This is a genomic window from Halomicrobium katesii DSM 19301 (assembly GCF_000379085.1).
Classification (GTDB): Archaea; Halobacteriota; Halobacteria; order Halobacteriales; family Haloarculaceae; genus Halomicrobium; species Halomicrobium katesii.
The window spans coordinates 522,358-538,261 of record NZ_KB905379.1 but is presented as its reverse complement, the minus strand read 5'-3'; the positions used below and the strand labels follow the sequence as shown (position 1 = coordinate 538,261).

Sequence of the window (15,904 nt, the reverse complement as noted above, 5' to 3'; positions counted from 1 at the left end):
CAGTGTCGTTGTGTGTCATGATTCAGTCTCCTCAAGTCGGTTGTTGACTTGCTTGCGCGCCTCGATACCGAGCTTCAGCAGCAGCAGGAACGCCAGCGCTCCGACGACCTTCGCGACGGTCGTCTGCGAGACCGGCAGGATCGACGACGAGCTGACCAGCAGCGTCGCCATGTAGAACAGCTGTCCGAGGTTGCCCCAGCCCCACGTCAGCAACACCGTGATGACATCGAGCTGGAACACGCTGAACAGCGTCCCCGCGGTTGCCGTCGCAGCCGTCACCGGATGCTTCAGCCAATCGTTCATTCGAGAATTGCACCTCCACCGGGAATCAGGTCGAGCACGATCTCCAGGGCCTTCCGGAGCGTCGCGGCGTACAGGTTGACGATCACGACCAGCGCGATCGCCGCGCCGAGGAGCCCCCACGGACCGGCCCAGTCACCGATTCCGATCAGTCCGTCGACGAGCGGGTCGATCGCCTCGTTGAGGATCGGCTCGCCGATCAGGTTGCCCGCCTCGATGATGGCCCCGCTCGCGAGTCTCGGCACGTCGACGAGCCCGAGTGTCCCATCCGTCGATGCACGCGAGTCGCCGAAGGCGACGAGGTTGAGGTAGTAAAGTATGAGCCTGACGACGCCCTCGATGCCGTTCAGGATCGGCGTCAGCACCACCCCGAAGATGAACCCGACCGGTGACGAGCCGAACGTCTGCAGCACGTCGATCGTGCTCTGATCGAACGGACTCACCGACTCGACAGATCCGGGGTCGTCCTCCGTGTCTGAGTTTCCGTCGCCGCCAGGGAGGTACTCCCACGGGTCAAACACGGACCCGTCGTCCGAGCCAGACGCCGACATCAGCGCCCTCCCGCCAGGCGCTGCCCGGCGCGTCGGAATCCGATCACGACGATGCCGATCGATACCAGCGTGATACCGACCGCGACGAGGTAGCCGAAGACACCGAACGTCTCCAGACTCGCCTCCCAGAGGCCCTCGCGGTACCACCGGAGCAGCGGCACGAACAGTTCTCCGAGGACGCCGGAACCGCTGGCACTCTCCGGATTTACCTCGCCGACCCAGCTCGCCGCACCTCTGATGATGTCCTCGATGCCGCCGAACCAGGTGTCGACGAACTCCTGGAAGATCACCGAGATCGTCGCGATGCCGGACAGCGTGATCGCCGTCCCGACTCGTGCCCAGTTCACCGGGTTGTTCGTGTCGACGAGTGTGTACTCAGTCCCGTTGACGGAGAACGTACTGTCGCCTTCCTGTTCGTTGAGGTAGTCCGTCAGCCCCCCGTCGCTGTCGCTCATCGAGGGTCACCTCGACCGGCGTGGTGGGGCTGGGGAGTTTTCATTCGTCGACCGTGTCCTCCTCTTCGACCCCCACGAACGGGATATCTACCGGCACACCCGGAAGGGTATCTCCGGTCTCATCTTCGCGGAGGTACAGTGTGACTATGTAGAGACCGAGCACCACCAGACCGACTGTCAGCGGGAACGCGATGATCCCTGCCAGTGTCTCGCCCAGTGCCGTCCGTAACGCGGTCTCCGTGATGTCCGCGCCGGCATCGAGCAGGTCTCCCGGTGCCTCGAACAGCCCTGCGAGGAGTGCGCTGATCGCCTCTCCAGCGCCCGAGAACGGCTTGGCGAAGAACGTCCCGATCGCCTGGACGACATCCGCGAACGCGACGAACGGCGAGACCACGAGACCGATAAACGACGCGCTCAGGACCTTCCCAGCACTCCCGTCGTCCTGGAGGAAGTTGGTGATCCCAGTCAGGGTTTCAGTCCCGCCTCCTTCGCCCAACTTCAGCTCAGCGTCATCTGACGAAGACATCCGCGATCACCCCGAGATCCGTCGTTTCACCGGGTCGAAGACCCCGAGGAGGTACGCTCCGGCGAAGATGAGTACCGCGATCAGGAGGTTCATCGGCGTGAGGAGTCCGCCACCGCCACCAGCGAAGATCGCGCCGCCGCCATCAGACGACTGGGTGACGATCTCGCCCACTTCGACTGACTCGACCGATTCGTTGTCACCGTCGTCCGGGTCCTGGTTCACGACGAACCGGTAGGAGTCGTAGGAGTCCGTGTCGGCCGCGAACGTCGTTTCGGTCGAGTTGCCCGCGGTCGCCGAGATTGTCCCGGTGTTGACCTCGGTGGTGATCCCTTCGTCGATACCGTAGACGACGTAGTCGACCGTGTCACCACTCGTGTTGGTCACCTTGAGGTAGACTTCCTGCGTGTCGTTGTCGACTGAGACAGTTTCGTCAGCCAGTTCATCCGAGTTCGAGGTTGGCGTTGGCGTTGCCGTCTCGGTCGTCTGGGCGACGGCACCGCCGGCCATCACCACCATGCTGAGGCCGACGAGCGTTGCCAGCAGCACCGCAAGCGTTTGAGAGCGATTCGAGCCGTCCGTAGTGTGTCCGATCATGAATCTGAGTGCTCCGTTGCGGGCCGGAGCGTGCCCTGGTCGTCTGTCTGTTCGTGGCCGTCGTCAGGCCGCTCGGTCAGTTGCCGTCGGTCCTGGTCTGCTTGGGCGCAGTCGCCACAGCAATAGAGCCACTCGCCAGTCCTCGTCTGCAGTACGACCGAGAGCGGACCGATCGCCGCCCGACGGGGCGATACGGTCGACATGACCTCGACGACTTCGTCGACGCCATCGCGGTTGGACTGCGTGCGGATGCTCTCGCCGCAGTGCTGACACGTCCCTTCGATTTCCGGAGCTGCCTCAGATTGGGCGAAGCCCAGGAGGACCACCGTCAGTACGCCGCCGATCACGAGATCTCCGACTCTGTCGCCGTAGAGTAGGACCTCGACGCCAGCCACGAGCGTCCAGAGCGCGAGACAGCTCGCGCCCGCGATTGCCGCCCAGCCGAGAACTGAGAGATCCGATCGGCGAACGCCGTCGACGGAGACGAGAGTCACAGACCGCCTCCGGCCAGCATCTCGCCGGCGAGGTCGCGGCTCGCGCCGCCGGCCTCTCGACGAGACCGCGCGCGGCGACGCTCGTCGATGTTGAACCAGTCGATACGCCAGTTCCGCAGCGCGGATCGAGCCGCGCCGTCCGGTGGATCTTCGCCACCAGAGTCGTCGTGTCGCATGGGTAGGGGTACACCTCCGCGACCAACGGCCGCGGACACCGCGGGCCACTGGCCCCGTGGATAAAGCATCGAAATAATTAGCTGTTAGTTAGCTGAGGATCAGCTGAGGATTCGCTGGTAATCCGCTGAGGATTAGCTGATTCCGGTGACAATGCTTTTTGTTCAGTATCGCAACAGCATACCTGTCTATGCAGAAGCCCTACTCGCGGACCGTCACCGACCTGGGGAACGGGTGTGCCGGCGTCTCGATCCCGAAAGGTCTCCTCGAACAGTTCGACGTCGACCAGGGAGACGAAGTCGCGATCGACCACGACTCCGACGAGGGAACCTTCATCGTCCGGCTCGACTGACCCCTTCTCCAGAAAACCTTTCAGGACAGTCGCCAACCGCATAGCCACCGCCTCGACGGTCCCGATCGGCGGTTGTCACTGTGGGATGTGGCAGTCCGCGAGTAGGCATCGACCGATCCACGAAAGAGACGTCGCGAGGCGGCCTTTCCGTGTTGCAGACTGTCCCTCCAAGTAATGAATCTTCGGTAGGAAATCTCCTCAATTACGATCGTCCCGGACATTCTGAATTATGTCGATAGAAGTTGCTATTCCTATCATCATATAAAAAAGTCGGAAAGCGAAGATCGCCTGAAACACTGCCAAGATTATGATCGCCGTTCTGGTTAGGAAGAATGCATACAACACGAACGATCCAAAATACCCAATTAGTACCAGAACAACTGCGATATTCCTATTTCTGGTGAGTTTAGCAGAAACTTCATCAAATAATTCCTCTAGCCTCCGCACACTGCTTTTTTTGATTGTGTTCTCAATTTGTCTTATCCATGGGTCAAGATAAGCAGCAATCATCAAATAAAGTACAGCAGCAAGAATTAGCAATTTGTTCGTTGTACTTTGGTATACTAGTCCAAATCCAAATGCAGGCAAATACACGACCCGATGAAAATCTTTTGCGGCCTTGAGATTTCCAACAGACATTGACAACTAAATCACGTTGAAAATAGTTGTATCTTTCCAACCAGATCACCTGCTGACAGTGTTGAAAGCTATAAATCCGCAAATGCCTCGTCGATCACTTCCTCGCTCGGCGCGTTGAGATACGGCTCGATAGCGGCGAAGCTATCCCAGCCCCCCACTGCCATCACGACGCGTGGGTTCATTTGCTGGTCGACCAGGAGTCTCTGTGCGAAGCGCCGTCGGAGATCGTGCGTCGAGACCTTCTCGAAGTCCGCGTCGCCGGTCGCGTCAGCTGCACGTTGGGCTGTCCGTCGGATTACTGCCCGGACGCCGGGCTGGGTGAGGTCGACGAAGGGGTCTTTCGGTGCGATGTTGTGCTCATTCTGGAAGCGCTGAAGGTCTCGCTCGACGCGATCGGGCAGATAGGCATCACGAGGCTTCCCACCGTTGCCGGCCGTGTCCTTTCCTGCCCGTACCCGGAGGCGGTACTGGCCGCTTTCGCTTTGCTTGACGTCGACGGGCCGGACCTGCGGGATCTCGAAGGCGCGCAGGCCGACGAACGCGCCGAGTTGGATGATGAGGTCGTCGCGCTGGCTGTTCGTTGCCCGCCGAAGGTCCTCGATCTCGCTGTCAGTGAGCCAGACCTTGTGTTCGTTGCCCGCTGTCGCTTCGATTCGCATAACGGTTCCTTCAGGATCCGTTACTAAAACAATAGCGAACGGCGTGATCGGGCCGGCGGCACCCCGTGTACCGAGTGAAAATCGGGGAGTCTGTTACGACTTGTTTAACAAGTCGGTAAGACTGTAGCGGGCTCGTTTCAGGAAGTGAGTGGAGATCTATGTTTATGATCAGACTATCCTTGTGATCACGATGCTGTTCGGGTCTCCGAACGACGAATAATTTTCTACCGTATATACTGAGGAGAGCAAGTAGTCGTACAGGCTCGACTCTTAGAGGATGCTCATATCTTCTCTTGAAAATTCATCTTTTCTATCGTCATCAACACCAGTAATAGCCAATATCAATTCACTAGCGACTGAAGAGACTATAGGTCCGAAGATTACTAATAATAATATGACAGACAGTTCTCCTGAAGGTATAGAATTAATCACAAGTCGATCAACAGAGAAGTTATTCTCTAATAAATAAACACTAGCTGCAAAGAAAGATAGGAAATAGATGCTTAGTATAAATGAATATCCGAAGCTGATAGATCTGTCAAATATAGTGTTGGACGTAAGCTCGCTCAGGGAACAAACACGGATTGAAAAATTCATGACTATTGATGCCATTATTAGTGCCTTTCCCTGAGTGAGCCCAAACAGACTTTCACCACCAATTGGAAACGCAGTATATATAAAAATCAATCCGGTGACTGAAATTGCAATGATGAAGTTATATATAGATAATTTTAGTATTTTGAGATATCCTGGTTCAGTATTCGGTTTGTTCTCATCATGGAGTGAGTTCACTGGATGATATGTCCCAATCTTGGTATAAAATATATTAGCAGAAATCACCATTCCCAACGATATGACCGATCCAGCAATTCCAAGAACAATTACTGGACTTCCTGTCATGCCCCAGCGGCAAAATAGCTCTCCTCAATAGATTCTAACAACACGCCAATCCAAAGAATGGCAATAGATACTAGTAGAGTCAAGATCCCGATAGTTGGACTTACAGATATCGTCTCCTTCATCGCGACGATTATCCCTCCTATTCCCCCGACAACACCGATGAAATACAGGAAGCTGCTGAGTAGCATGGAAGTGAAGAACGTGACAGGTAGATTTATATCTTTTGTTTGACTGCCGATCTATGATCCCTCACTAAGCCGGGTTGCTGTTGGTGTTGTCTCTTGTTTTGAGAATGATCAAGAATTCTTTCTATTCCACACCCACCACGTTCTTGTGATTGAGATCAACCTCAAAACTCGCGGCCCGATCAAGACGATTGTCGATCTCACGACGCTTTTCGATGGAGTCAAACAAGTTGAGGATGTCCTTGACGGCGCCGGCGATTCGGACTAACTTGTCGCAAGCGTAGGCGACGGCACCTGACCAATTCGCATCGTAGAAATCGCAGGCTCTCTTGATCGCGTCAAAGCGGTATCTGTTCCCTTCGTCGGTTCGGATCCGAATCGATCCGGGTGGATCAGATGCTATGCTCGTGAACATACGCCGCTATTCCTGAGTTTTCGTGGTGACTGACGGAGGGCTTCTTTAATAATAGTGCCCGTATCTAGGTGTGGTCTTGGGCGTGATTACAGTGACGGGACCAACCGGGACCCGCTCTCGCGAACACGCCGCGATTCGGCACCTATTCATATTTCTATGAATTAGATTCGTGACGTGTGACCGTCTGCACTTGCATCCGACACCCCGTCTATCGAGTGAAAATCACTGGATCTGTTACTGATTGACTTGTATAACAAGCCGGTACTCTCGTTTCACTACTCAAAGAACTACTTTCACTTCCACCGCGGACGTGGCGACCACCTATTTCCTATCTCTCTCATCCCTCGAGTATGGCAGATACCAACCGAGAGGTGTATCGTGAGATTCGATCGAAGGCCGTCGACCGATACGAAAGTGGCCGCTGGGATCGAGATGCTGCAATCGATCTCCTTCGCCACGCACACATGACGTATCTCGTCGATGCACCAGATGAGCAGATCGTTCGAGGATACCGAGACCACGAAGATATCGAATACTGCCCGTTCTGTGGCTCTGATTCGATCGAGTTCACCGGCTGGTTGCCCCACGACGACGAACCAGACAGACCGACAGAATGGCGATTCGACTGTGACAACTGTGGGGGATTCAGTATCGACGGCGATGTCGTGGGTGCTGAACGCTACGTCGTCCTTCCGAGAGCACTCTGCACCTCACCAACCCAGTGGTACTCGAGGTGATCGAAGCGTGATTACCAACGCGAAGGTCTTCCGACCCGAACACCCACCACGAGACCTGCACCACCGCGAGGGACAGCTCGACCATTTGTCGTCGGTTCTCGACCCGACGAGGGTCGATCGCCCCGAGAACGTCTGTATCTTCGGCCCCAGCGGCGCGGGGAAGACGACGATCGCGAAGTACACGCTCGACCAGTTAGAAAAAGAAGCGCTGGACCTGCACTGGGCGTACGTCAACTGCATGGCCGACAACACGCCCGCAGCAGTCCTCTTCGAGATCGTTCGCGAGACCGGGCTCGGCGCAGATATCAAGCGCGAGGGAACGGCGTCGTCGGAGGCCATACACCGGCTCCGCGAGTGTGACGACCATATCATCGCGGTCCTCGACGAGGTCGGATCTCTCGACGAACAACCACTGCTCGCCCTCTGGAACGTCCCGAACGTCTCGCTCATCTGTATCACGATCGACGAAGACGAGTGGTTCACTGCACTCAGTTCGAAGGCAAAATCCCGGATGCAGAGCGCTGAAACTGTCCGAATGGACAAGTACAGACACACCGAACTCGTCGATATCCTCGACAGCCGCGTCGTTCACGGGCTGGTCGGGTCGCGTCTCGACGACGGCGTCATCGATTACATCGCAGATCTCGCCGCCGGCGACGCACGCTACGCGATCGCACTGCTTCGGCAGGCTGCCCTCCACGTCGATCGACACGACATGCACCAGCTCACCGAGCCGGTCGTGGACGCTATTGCCGACGACGCCGCGAGCGAAATCCGTGACCGGAACATCCGGTCTCTGGGATCGCATCACCGTCTCCTGCTCCGGATCATCGAAGAAGCCGACGAGATCGACAGCGGAACACTGCACGCGCGCTACGAAGACCGCGTCCAGTCGCCGAAATCCCGTCCGACTCGACGGCGGTATCTGCGTAGCCTGATCCGGTCCGACCTCGTCGAACGCGACGGCAGCACGCAGGATATGCGGTATCGGTCACTCGATTGATCAACGACTCGTCGATTCGATCACATTCGTTCACTATTCGGTCAGTCCTGATCGACTGTTATCGGGCCTGTATTGTTCGAATACCCCGACCGGACCGTCGATCGAAGTGATTCGGTCACCCGCCCGCCGCAGGGATTTTACCATCCGTCTAGTCGATTCTGGTATGTCGCGAACACAGCGACCAGACAGGACCGCCCGCGAGTGTGTCGACGGTGAAGACGTCCGTCTCCGTCTGTGGCGTTCGGATCCGGAGTTCGCAGCTCGTATCGAGATCGTGGCGACAGAGAAGTGGGTGTTCGGCATCGACGGGGAGAGTATCGCCACGCTGCTGACGCCGACGGCGCTCACGGACCTGGTCTGTGATCCAGATGTCCCTGGCTGGATCGAGGAGATCCTCGTCGGGTTCGGCGTCGTCGATATCGAGACACGGAGGGCGCACTGACGATGCCCGACGCAGTCTTTCCGTTCCCCGGTGGGAAGAGTCGACTCGCGTCGTGGATCCTGGAGCACGTCCCGGAGCACGAGTGTTTCGTCGAGGCCTTCGGCGGCGCTGCAGGTGTGCTGGCGAACAAAGATCCCGAGACAAGCTCTGTGGAGGTGTACAACGACCTCGACGAGGATCTCGTCCACTTCTTCGAAGTGCTCCGTGAGCAGCCCGACGAGCTGGTGCAGTGGCTCTCGTCCGTACCGTACTCGCGGACTGTCCACACCGATTGGGCCGAAGCATACTACCAGGGCTACCGGCCGAAAGACGACGTCAAGCGGGCCGGCCAGTTCTTCTATCTCCGCTATGCACAGTGGGGTGCTGGCTACAGTGGTGAAAACGGCTTTGCGACCAGCAAGGTCTCGAATAGTGCCCTCAGTTTCTCGAACAAGATCGATCGACTTCGCGAGTTCGCAGAGCGATTCGACGACGTGGTCGTCGAGAACCTCCACTGGCGGGAGCTGGTCGAAAAGTACGACAGCGAGGAGACGGTGTTCTACTTCGACCCGCCCTACGTCGGCACCGAGGACTACTACCCGACCAGCGAGATCGTCCACGGCGAGCTCGTCGACGCGATCGGCGACCTGGACGGCTACGGGATCTGCTCGTATCAGGAGCTCCCGGAAGGTGCCGATGATCTAGAAGTACTGGCTCGTGACAGCAAGAACTACATCAACAGTGGAACGAGCGGTTCGGCGAACGAGACCCGCGAGCGGTTGCTACTGAACTTCGAACCGTCGCCGATCGGTATGTGACGCTGCAAGTTCCGGTCGATCCACTCACAGAAGGCCTCAACATCGTTGATGGATGGCCCAGCTATCTGAGATTCCCGACCTGATCGAGAACGGGTGGACCACGCGGTGTCCGAAGGGCCACGTCGATATTCGGGATAAGCAAGGATCGACTGTGAACTGTCGGAGTTGTGGAGGGATTTGTGGATACCCGGGAGCGATGAGTGTCTTGGAAAGCGTGGAATTCGTGACTGAATCGATACAATAACAACACGCGAATAACCACTCCAGGTATGATTGAGGATCTCGATTCTGAAGTCTCAGATGCAGTGCAGTGGTACTGGGAAACGCGGTCCGGGCAAGGCGAAGCACAACGCGAATCCGAAGATTCTACACGTGGGAGACGAGCCGAAGTCCTCGGGGGGCAGCAAATGGATTCATTTGCTGGGCTCATTGAGGATATCGTCGTTGAAGCTGGTGTGCCGAGAGATGCCGTGAAACACGATTACTATGCGACGCTGCCTGGGTACTACAGACACGAAAAAGAGTGGGATACGGCAGTCGTGCATGAGGGAGAACTCCTCGCAGTTGTCGAGTACAAGAGCCAGGCATCGAGTTTCGGAAACAACCTCAATAACCGGGCTGAGGAAGCGATCGGGAACAACACCGACATTATCGAAGCATATGAGGAGGGAGTGTTCGCTCCGAGTCCACAGCCCTGGATTGGATACTTGATGCTCATGGCGGATAACGAAAAATCTCGGAACGTCCCGTCGGTGCGCGAAACGAACTTCGAGGTTGACGACGAGTTCCGCGGTGCGACGTATGTCGATCGGATGGAGGTCTTGTGTCTTCGCATGGTTCGGAAGCGACTTGTGAATGAGTCAGCGTTCCTGTTGAGTGACGAAGAACAGGGTTTGGACGGTGAATTCTGGGAACCGAATGAGGAACTTCGATTCAAGCGGTTCGCACAGTCCCTCGCGTCACATGTTTCGGGGCACATCGATTACGAACAGGACACCCTCGGTGAGTAGTGCATGTGCGTAGATTAAAGTCCGAACACGCACCAGTCGAAGGTAGATGAAAGGGCACGTGCCGACGCCGGACGCGCTCGCCGAGAAAACGGTTCAGCGAGCGTTTCGTGACGATCCACCAGCCGGTGCCGATCATATTCTATACCCAGGCGCAGGTGACGCACCATTCGCTGCCGCAGTCGAGCGCGTCTGCGACGAGGAGGGCTGGGAGTATCCGGATGGCGTCGCGGTCGAGACGGATCCAGAGCACTTGGCACAGGCACGAGACCGCGGACTGACACACGTCACATTCGAAGAACGAGACTTCTTAGCCGACGAGATGCTCGATGCGGGGACGTTCGACTATATTGTCGGGAACCCGCCGTACGTGCCGATCGAAGGCCTCTCAGAGGACGAGAAAGAGCGGTATCGAGCGACGTTCCAAACTGCAGTCGAACGTTTCGATCTGTATCTTTTGTTCTTCGAACGGGCGCTGTCCATGCTCGCACCGACTGGTGTGTTGTCGTTCGTGACGCCGGAAAAATACGAGTATGTGGACACTGCAGCACCGCTCCGACGCTTGCTGAGGAGTGGCGACATCCGGATCGAAGAAATCGAACACATTCCAGAAGACGCATTTACGGGGCTCATCACGTTCCCATGTATAACGACGGTTCGTCGCATCGAGAATCCAGATGTACCTCGTGAGACGCACGTAACGCTTCGGGATGGTACCACTCACACTACCACGCTTCCCGTCACCGGGGACAGCTGGGCGTCAAACGTGCGCGGAGCCGACCTGGAAGACATGCAGACCGGTGCGACGCTCGGTGACATTACAGAACGAATCAGCCCGGGTCTGGCGACCGGTGCGGACAAAGTGTTCGTTCTTGATGCCGACGACGTTCCGGACGAGATCGACGAACAGTGGGTATATCCGACCGTCAGCGGGAGTCAATTGCGGGATTTTGACGGGCCATACACTGATTCGGTATTCGTGTGCCCGTACACATCGACAGGTGAGCTAGCAGACGAGGACGAACTCGACAGGTTCTATGAGTGGTTAGAAGATCACCGTGAACGGTTGGAGGACCGGTCGTGCGTCGAGAACGGCAAGGCCTGGTACGGGTGGCACGAGAACCCGCCGATGCAAGACATACTGCAGCCAAAGATCGTGTTCCGCGATATCGCGAAGGTACCACAGTTCTGGGCTGAATCGGAGGGAACTGTCGTACCGAAGCACTCAGTGTATTACGCCGTCCCACAAGACGGTGTGCCGTTCGATGAGCTTCTCGCTCACCTCAACAGTCCAGAAGCCCGCATGTGGATGGAAGCACATTGCCAAAAGGCACATAATGGGTATTACCGGCTGCAGTCGCGTGTCCTTCGTGATTTGCCGGTGCCGAAGGAATGGGCCGAGACGTTCCAAGCGACTCTGTAAGCGCTGGCGATTCAAGATACGGGTCATGTTTCCGGCCATCGACGACGTGCGCGAGGAACTGTAAGCGAAGATCGAGAGAACGGATGACCTGATCGACGAGATCGTCTACGAACTCTACGGACTGACCGACGGGGAGATCGACATCGACGTAGCGCCGTTCAACGCCCTCGTCGGCTACGAGCCCGGCTATCGGCCCCAGGGGTTCACTCGCGTCGCCGACGATCGCATCGAGCGCGTTGCTGCGGAGCACGACTCGTCCGAGACGGCGATCAACGAACTGACTGACTCCGGGCCGCGGGTGCATGTCGTCGACGATGATCCAGACGATGACGACGAGGAGGAGACGGCGATGGACTTCGGCGAGCGCCTGGTCGCGGCGAGCGAGAACGGCGCGGCCTACGACGAGTTCGAGGAGCTGGTCGCCGAAGCGTTCTCGCGGCTCGGGTTCGACGTGCAGTGGATCGAGGGCGGCGACGACACGGACGTGCAGCTGACCGAGCCGGTCGAGGCGATCGTCGAGGTCAAGGCCCGTGGCAACGGGCAACTCCAGTCGCCCGACGCGAGCCGGATTCGCGGCCACCAGGAGGCCCGGGGTGCCGAGTACGCCGTCGTCGTCGCCCCCGGCTTCATGCCCGCCGCGATCGACGACGCCAACCGGGACGGGCTGGTGCTGGTGAGCGCGGACCGGCTGCGGGGGCTGGTCGAGCGCAACGAGACGTTCGGTCTTCGACCGGAGTTCGTTGCCGATGTGCTGTTCGAGCCTGGCGCGTTCCAGGACGACCGTCTGGACGAGATCGACGAGCGGATCGCGGACCGGCGGGCCGCCGCCGGTGAGCTGGTGTCGATGATGGACGCCCTGGAGCGCGGTGTGGGGGCGTATACGGCGGGGGAGCTACGGCACGTCCTGATCGGGATGCGCGACGGTGACGTGCCCGGTGTGGCACGGATCGAGTCGTCGCTCGTGCTGCTGTCACACCCGAGTCTCGGGGTTGTGGTCGAAGGTGAGGATGGGTACGAACTGACGACGACAGCCGAGCAAGGGGTGGAGCTGTTGGAGCGGTTCGGTCGGTTAATAGGGGCTAAGCGAGTGGCCTGAAATCCGCTATTTCCTATAATATAATAGATCCAAATCACGATTGCCTTCACCTTCGAAAATATTATACAAATATGCAACAAAAGCAGAGATGACATGGGGGAACGATCAACGGGCACTTTGATTATATACTCTATACTCATTATATTTTTACTTGCAGCAGCAGGACTGATTATATATATCCACCCGTTTTGGCCCTCCCAAATATCTAAGGAATCTGCAAAGCCGATGGATCTTTTGCGGGTCATTATTCCAGGATTATTCTCCGCCTCGCTTGTGGTGTTGTATTTTAATATGAGTAAAATACAGAAGGAACAATCAAGTATTCAGAAAACGCAAATGAAGTTAGATCGTGCAGAGAGAGAGCCATTGATTAACGTCAAAGCTATCAAGGCAGATGGAGATATTGCAACGGTCACTCTTGAGAATATTGGGGCTGGTCTAGCAGACCAGCTATCAATTGTTTCTCATATTTATATTCCAAGCCACGATGATGATAGCGACTCAATTTCCATTGGTGAGCCGAGATATGATAACCAATTGAATAAAACAAAGGGCTCGTTTATCAGATCTGTCAAATCTGGTAGTGAAGCAGATTTCTCAGCGGAACTCTATTTACCCAGTCAGGAATTTGACGATTTTGATGAGGTGTTTTCATCAGTGCTGAGGCGGTTGGATGATAACGATTCAATTTCTACAGAAGATGTGTATATGCAATTTGAGATACAGTACGACCATCGAATACCAGATAAGGGGATCGGAAGACAATTTCTTCCCCCTATGAAGATCACTCTTGATAAGGGGCAACAATTGGAAGATATCTTGAACGGTGATTCAGATGTCCACAATGAAGTTCAGTCAATTCTGAAATCAAAAGATAATACCCTCCGTGCTCCTCAAACTACTTATAATGAATAGGAGGATCAGATTTCAAACTATGGGTGCACACCACTTTTGAAGATACTTTTTCAGTAATCGCTATTGTCCCATGGTATTCTCCTCTATACTTTCCGGGGAGTAAGACTTTCATCACAATCTCTGCATTCCCAGACAGTTCATCGACATTTAGGATCTGTTCATCATAGTTCCACTGTATGAACTCTGGAAGGCCAAGACCATCATTACGGACCTCAAAGGGATCTGGTGTTTCAAATCCTATTTGGCCACTGTACCCAGCATCGTTACTCGTTTTCAGTCTCAAGACAAATTTTGCACTGGATTGAACCAACAATTCCTCTACACTGTTCGGTGGGGTCCTTCGAGGCTCTATTTCAGCACATATATCTGGCAAAGTTTGGGACGAAGATAGAACATCTTTCGAAAAATCAAATCGAAAAAACATCGACTATTCTTGAGTGAATGCTGATTCAAACTTTTGAACTACATATTCTCGAAATGAATATTCTCTTGCCACACTTTCTACTAATGCTCCCTCTTCAGTGTCTATTGGAATACTGAGTTGAGCATCTGAATAGGTGATTGAGTGACTTTCCTCATGTTCGAATCGGAGGCGAGCCACTTCTACCGGAATATTCTCTCCTTGTTGGATCCTTTCTTTGGGATTCCTTGACGTTGGAGAATCTACCTTGACAATGCTGCTTGAACTTCTAATAAAATCACAAACCGATTTGTAGGTGGGTGAGAAGTCTGTTTCTATCGGAAAATCTGTTTGTGTAGAATCGCGAAGCTCCGAAAAGATAGTATCTGGTTTCGGTGTATCTTGATCAAGGATCAAGAACACGAATCCTGAACCTTCGCGAACTTCAAGCACACCAGAGACCGACTTCGGGGAACCAAACATCGGATCCGTTGTAAACTCAAAACTCCAGTATCTTCGCGCTTGGTTTACAAATGGATACGGACCAATGTCTGTGTTGCCAATTAGATCAATTGCCGTAACCGAATCTTCCTCCACCAAATCAAACTGAGTATTCCGTTCAAATGGCAGTTGCTGTTGAACCCCGCGTTCCGAAAGACGGCGGACGCTGTCAACTGCCATGGGTAGCTGATTTAAGCTTTAGACTGCGATACGCATACCAGTTGCGATAGTTTTTTGTTACGTCTCGAAATCCCAGTCGTAGTCTCCTGGATCTTCATTCCGGAGGTTTGCGTAGTGAAGTACTAACGATTCAAACCCAAAGTCGTATGTCGCTGCTTCGGGCATATCCTTTGCCTTCTCATGCAGATCTTTGAAGTACTCCGGATCAACGTACTTTTCCTCTGGTGGCATGGATCGCCACTGAAGATAGACTTCAAGCACGCGCTTCATGAACAAATTAGCCAACAGGATCCGTACGTATTGCGTAGCATCCCCAATGGCCTCCTGTGCCATAACCCGGATACTACCGTCTCTGTAAATTTGAGCATCTATCTCGTGATCATGAATCTCGAATACACCCTCAATTTCTTCGAATTTTCTGTTCTCTAGCATCCCAGCGATGATTGGATGAGAGTTTGTAATATTATCTGATTCGCTTACTTCATTTGTACGACCGAAATCCCCTAGATTTCCAGACATAGCTGCGTCTGTGAGTTCATTTATTCCCAATTTCGAGGCACTACCAAGGGTGTCGTATTTCCAGACTAGCCACTGCAGGAACTCTGGGCTGAAAAGTCCCTCTTCTGCACCATTGCTATCACTGTTTCCGTCATCGCCATTTTCTGCTCCGCTGTCATTCACTTCGAAGTTTGTGCGACCAACAACAGGGAATAGTTTATCCTCAACTTCATTTAGTTTCGATTGGCTAGCCTGGATGATTAAAAACTCTCCCGGATACCAGTATACATATGCTGACCAGTCCTCGGCGACCCACCCCTTAACGGGATTACCATCAGTATCCACTAAGTCGTCCGGTGTATCGAACTTTTCGTGCTTGTACTCAACATCCCATGACTGGTCAAGGACTTCCTCAAGCTCTCTTGGAAGTTCACTGTAGCGTTCGTTCCACTCCTCAAGGCTCAGATCTTTGAAACCTCTACCTGGTTTTCGTGGGACTCCTTGCTCAAATTCAGGAAGTTCATTGAGTAAATCTTCTTTTGAGCTAAACGGTGCTTGGTCCTCAGCATCTAAGTACAGTCCATTGAAAACCAGCCGACCGTCATACTCAAATTTCTCGTCTAGGTCCGAGGCGTCACTCATAGAGTGAAGACTATACTGA

24 protein-coding genes are annotated in these 15,904 nt (G+C 54.9%); 9 read left to right on the top strand and 15 right to left on the bottom strand.

What is annotated here, in order from left to right:
* Positions 1–15: 15 nt before the first annotated feature.
* The 7 genes from HALKA_RS21220 to HALKA_RS0118170 are packed head-to-tail and all read right to left on the bottom strand — an operon-like array spanning position 16 to position 3,096.
* Entirely contained in the window at positions 16–303 is a 288-nt protein-coding gene (locus tag HALKA_RS21220; protein ID WP_018259339.1) for a hypothetical protein, read from the bottom strand.
* Complete coding sequence (locus HALKA_RS21215) at positions 300–851, bottom strand: hypothetical protein (protein ID WP_018259338.1); 552 nt, start codon at positions 849–851, stop codon at positions 300–302. The genes HALKA_RS21220 and HALKA_RS21215 overlap by 4 nt, the downstream gene beginning before the upstream one ends.
* Positions 851–1,306 (bottom strand): hypothetical protein, encoded by a 456-nt coding sequence (locus tag HALKA_RS0118190; protein WP_018259337.1) that lies wholly within the window; start codon positions 1,304–1,306, stop codon positions 851–853. Before HALKA_RS0118190 ends, HALKA_RS21215 begins: the two co-directional genes overlap by 1 nt.
* 40 nt (positions 1,307–1,346) lie before the next feature.
* On the bottom strand, positions 1,347–1,832 hold the full coding sequence (locus HALKA_RS0118185; RefSeq protein WP_026190414.1) for a hypothetical protein: 486 nt from the start codon (positions 1,830–1,832) through the stop codon (positions 1,347–1,349).
* Between the two features lie 6 nt (positions 1,833–1,838).
* Positions 1,839–2,426 carry a hypothetical protein gene (locus tag HALKA_RS19850; RefSeq protein ID WP_018259335.1) on the bottom strand — a complete coding sequence of 196 codons (588 nt, stop codon included), beginning with the start codon at positions 2,424–2,426 and terminating at the stop codon, positions 1,839–1,841.
* A complete protein-coding gene (locus HALKA_RS0118175) occupies positions 2,423–2,920 on the bottom strand; it encodes a hypothetical protein (protein ID WP_018259334.1) in 498 nt (165 codons plus the stop codon). Before HALKA_RS0118175 ends, HALKA_RS19850 begins: the two co-directional genes overlap by 4 nt.
* Positions 2,917–3,096 carry a hypothetical protein gene (locus HALKA_RS0118170; RefSeq protein ID WP_018259333.1) on the bottom strand — a complete coding sequence of 60 codons (180 nt, stop codon included), beginning with the start codon at positions 3,094–3,096 and terminating at the stop codon, positions 2,917–2,919. The genes HALKA_RS0118175 and HALKA_RS0118170 overlap by 4 nt, the downstream gene beginning before the upstream one ends.
* Positions 3,097–3,284: 188 nt before the next feature.
* Here HALKA_RS0118170 and HALKA_RS21210 point away from each other — a divergent pair, with 188 nt between their 5' ends.
* Positions 3,285–3,446: a hypothetical protein gene (locus tag HALKA_RS21210; RefSeq protein ID WP_018259332.1), complete on the top strand. Its 162-nt coding sequence runs from the start codon at positions 3,285–3,287 to the stop codon at positions 3,444–3,446.
* 198 nt (positions 3,447–3,644) lie between these two features.
* Here HALKA_RS21210 and HALKA_RS21205 read toward each other — a convergent pair whose 3' ends face one another.
* From HALKA_RS21205 to HALKA_RS0118145, 5 genes are all read right to left on the bottom strand, one after another.
* A complete protein-coding gene (locus tag HALKA_RS21205; protein WP_155119463.1) occupies positions 3,645–4,085 on the bottom strand; it encodes a hypothetical protein in 441 nt (146 codons plus the stop codon).
* A gap of 68 nt (positions 4,086–4,153) precedes the next feature.
* Positions 4,154–4,744 carry a site-specific integrase gene (locus tag HALKA_RS0118155; protein WP_018259330.1) on the bottom strand — a complete coding sequence of 197 codons (591 nt, stop codon included), beginning with the start codon at positions 4,742–4,744 and terminating at the stop codon, positions 4,154–4,156.
* 270 nt (positions 4,745–5,014) lie between these two features.
* On the bottom strand, positions 5,015–5,644 hold the full coding sequence (locus HALKA_RS21200; protein WP_155119462.1) for a hypothetical protein: 630 nt from the start codon (positions 5,642–5,644) through the stop codon (positions 5,015–5,017).
* Positions 5,641–5,832 carry a hypothetical protein gene (locus HALKA_RS0118150; RefSeq protein ID WP_018259329.1) on the bottom strand — a complete coding sequence of 64 codons (192 nt, stop codon included), beginning with the start codon at positions 5,830–5,832 and terminating at the stop codon, positions 5,641–5,643. The genes HALKA_RS21200 and HALKA_RS0118150 overlap by 4 nt, the downstream gene beginning before the upstream one ends.
* A 121-nt stretch (positions 5,833–5,953) precedes the next feature.
* Positions 5,954–6,244, bottom strand: coding sequence for a DUF7692 domain-containing protein (locus tag HALKA_RS0118145; protein ID WP_018259328.1), 291 nt, complete (start codon positions 6,242–6,244; stop codon positions 5,954–5,956).
* A 350-nt stretch (positions 6,245–6,594) separates the two neighbouring features.
* Here HALKA_RS0118145 and HALKA_RS21535 point away from each other — a divergent pair, with 350 nt between their 5' ends.
* From HALKA_RS21535 to HALKA_RS21195, 8 genes are all read left to right on the top strand, one after another.
* A complete protein-coding gene (locus tag HALKA_RS21535; RefSeq protein WP_018259327.1) occupies positions 6,595–6,981 on the top strand; it encodes a hypothetical protein in 387 nt (128 codons plus the stop codon).
* A 7-nt stretch (positions 6,982–6,988) separates the two neighbouring features.
* Positions 6,989–7,984 (top strand): Cdc6/Cdc18 family protein, encoded by a 996-nt coding sequence (locus HALKA_RS0118135; protein WP_018259326.1) that lies wholly within the window; start codon positions 6,989–6,991, stop codon positions 7,982–7,984.
* Between the two features lie 163 nt (positions 7,985–8,147).
* On the top strand, positions 8,148–8,426 hold the full coding sequence (locus tag HALKA_RS0118130) for a hypothetical protein (RefSeq protein WP_018259325.1): 279 nt from the start codon (positions 8,148–8,150) through the stop codon (positions 8,424–8,426).
* Between the two features lie 2 nt (positions 8,427–8,428).
* Positions 8,429–9,223, top strand: coding sequence for a DNA adenine methylase (locus tag HALKA_RS0118125; protein ID WP_018259324.1), 795 nt, complete (start codon positions 8,429–8,431; stop codon positions 9,221–9,223).
* A 269-nt stretch (positions 9,224–9,492) separates the two neighbouring features.
* A complete protein-coding gene (locus HALKA_RS0118120) occupies positions 9,493–10,233 on the top strand; it encodes a PaeR7I family type II restriction endonuclease (RefSeq protein ID WP_018259323.1) in 741 nt (246 codons plus the stop codon).
* A 46-nt stretch (positions 10,234–10,279) separates the two neighbouring features.
* The gene (locus tag HALKA_RS0118115) at positions 10,280–11,653 is read left to right on the top strand and encodes an Eco57I restriction-modification methylase domain-containing protein (protein ID WP_018259322.1); all 1,374 of its coding nucleotides are present in this window, start codon (positions 10,280–10,282) and stop codon (positions 11,651–11,653) included.
* A 298-nt stretch (positions 11,654–11,951) separates the two neighbouring features.
* A complete protein-coding gene (locus HALKA_RS21725; RefSeq protein ID WP_018259321.1) occupies positions 11,952–12,749 on the top strand; it encodes a restriction endonuclease in 798 nt (265 codons plus the stop codon).
* A 93-nt stretch (positions 12,750–12,842) separates the two neighbouring features.
* Positions 12,843–13,664 carry a hypothetical protein gene (locus tag HALKA_RS21195; protein WP_155119461.1) on the top strand — a complete coding sequence of 274 codons (822 nt, stop codon included), beginning with the start codon at positions 12,843–12,845 and terminating at the stop codon, positions 13,662–13,664.
* Here HALKA_RS21195 and HALKA_RS21190 read toward each other — a convergent pair.
* Genes HALKA_RS21190 through HALKA_RS21180 form a run of 3 tightly spaced genes read right to left on the bottom strand, consistent with a single transcriptional unit; the run spans position 13,648 to position 15,885 of the window.
* Positions 13,648–14,088 carry a hypothetical protein gene (locus HALKA_RS21190; RefSeq protein WP_155119460.1) on the bottom strand — a complete coding sequence of 147 codons (441 nt, stop codon included), beginning with the start codon at positions 14,086–14,088 and terminating at the stop codon, positions 13,648–13,650. The genes HALKA_RS21195 and HALKA_RS21190 overlap by 17 nt on opposite strands.
* A 3-nt stretch (positions 14,089–14,091) precedes the next feature.
* Entirely contained in the window at positions 14,092–14,745 is a 654-nt protein-coding gene (locus HALKA_RS21185) for a hypothetical protein (RefSeq protein WP_155119459.1), read from the bottom strand.
* A gap of 57 nt (positions 14,746–14,802) precedes the next feature.
* On the bottom strand, positions 14,803–15,885 hold the full coding sequence (locus HALKA_RS21180) for a hypothetical protein (protein ID WP_155119458.1): 1,083 nt from the start codon (positions 15,883–15,885) through the stop codon (positions 14,803–14,805).
* Positions 15,886–15,904 lie beyond the last annotated feature (19 nt).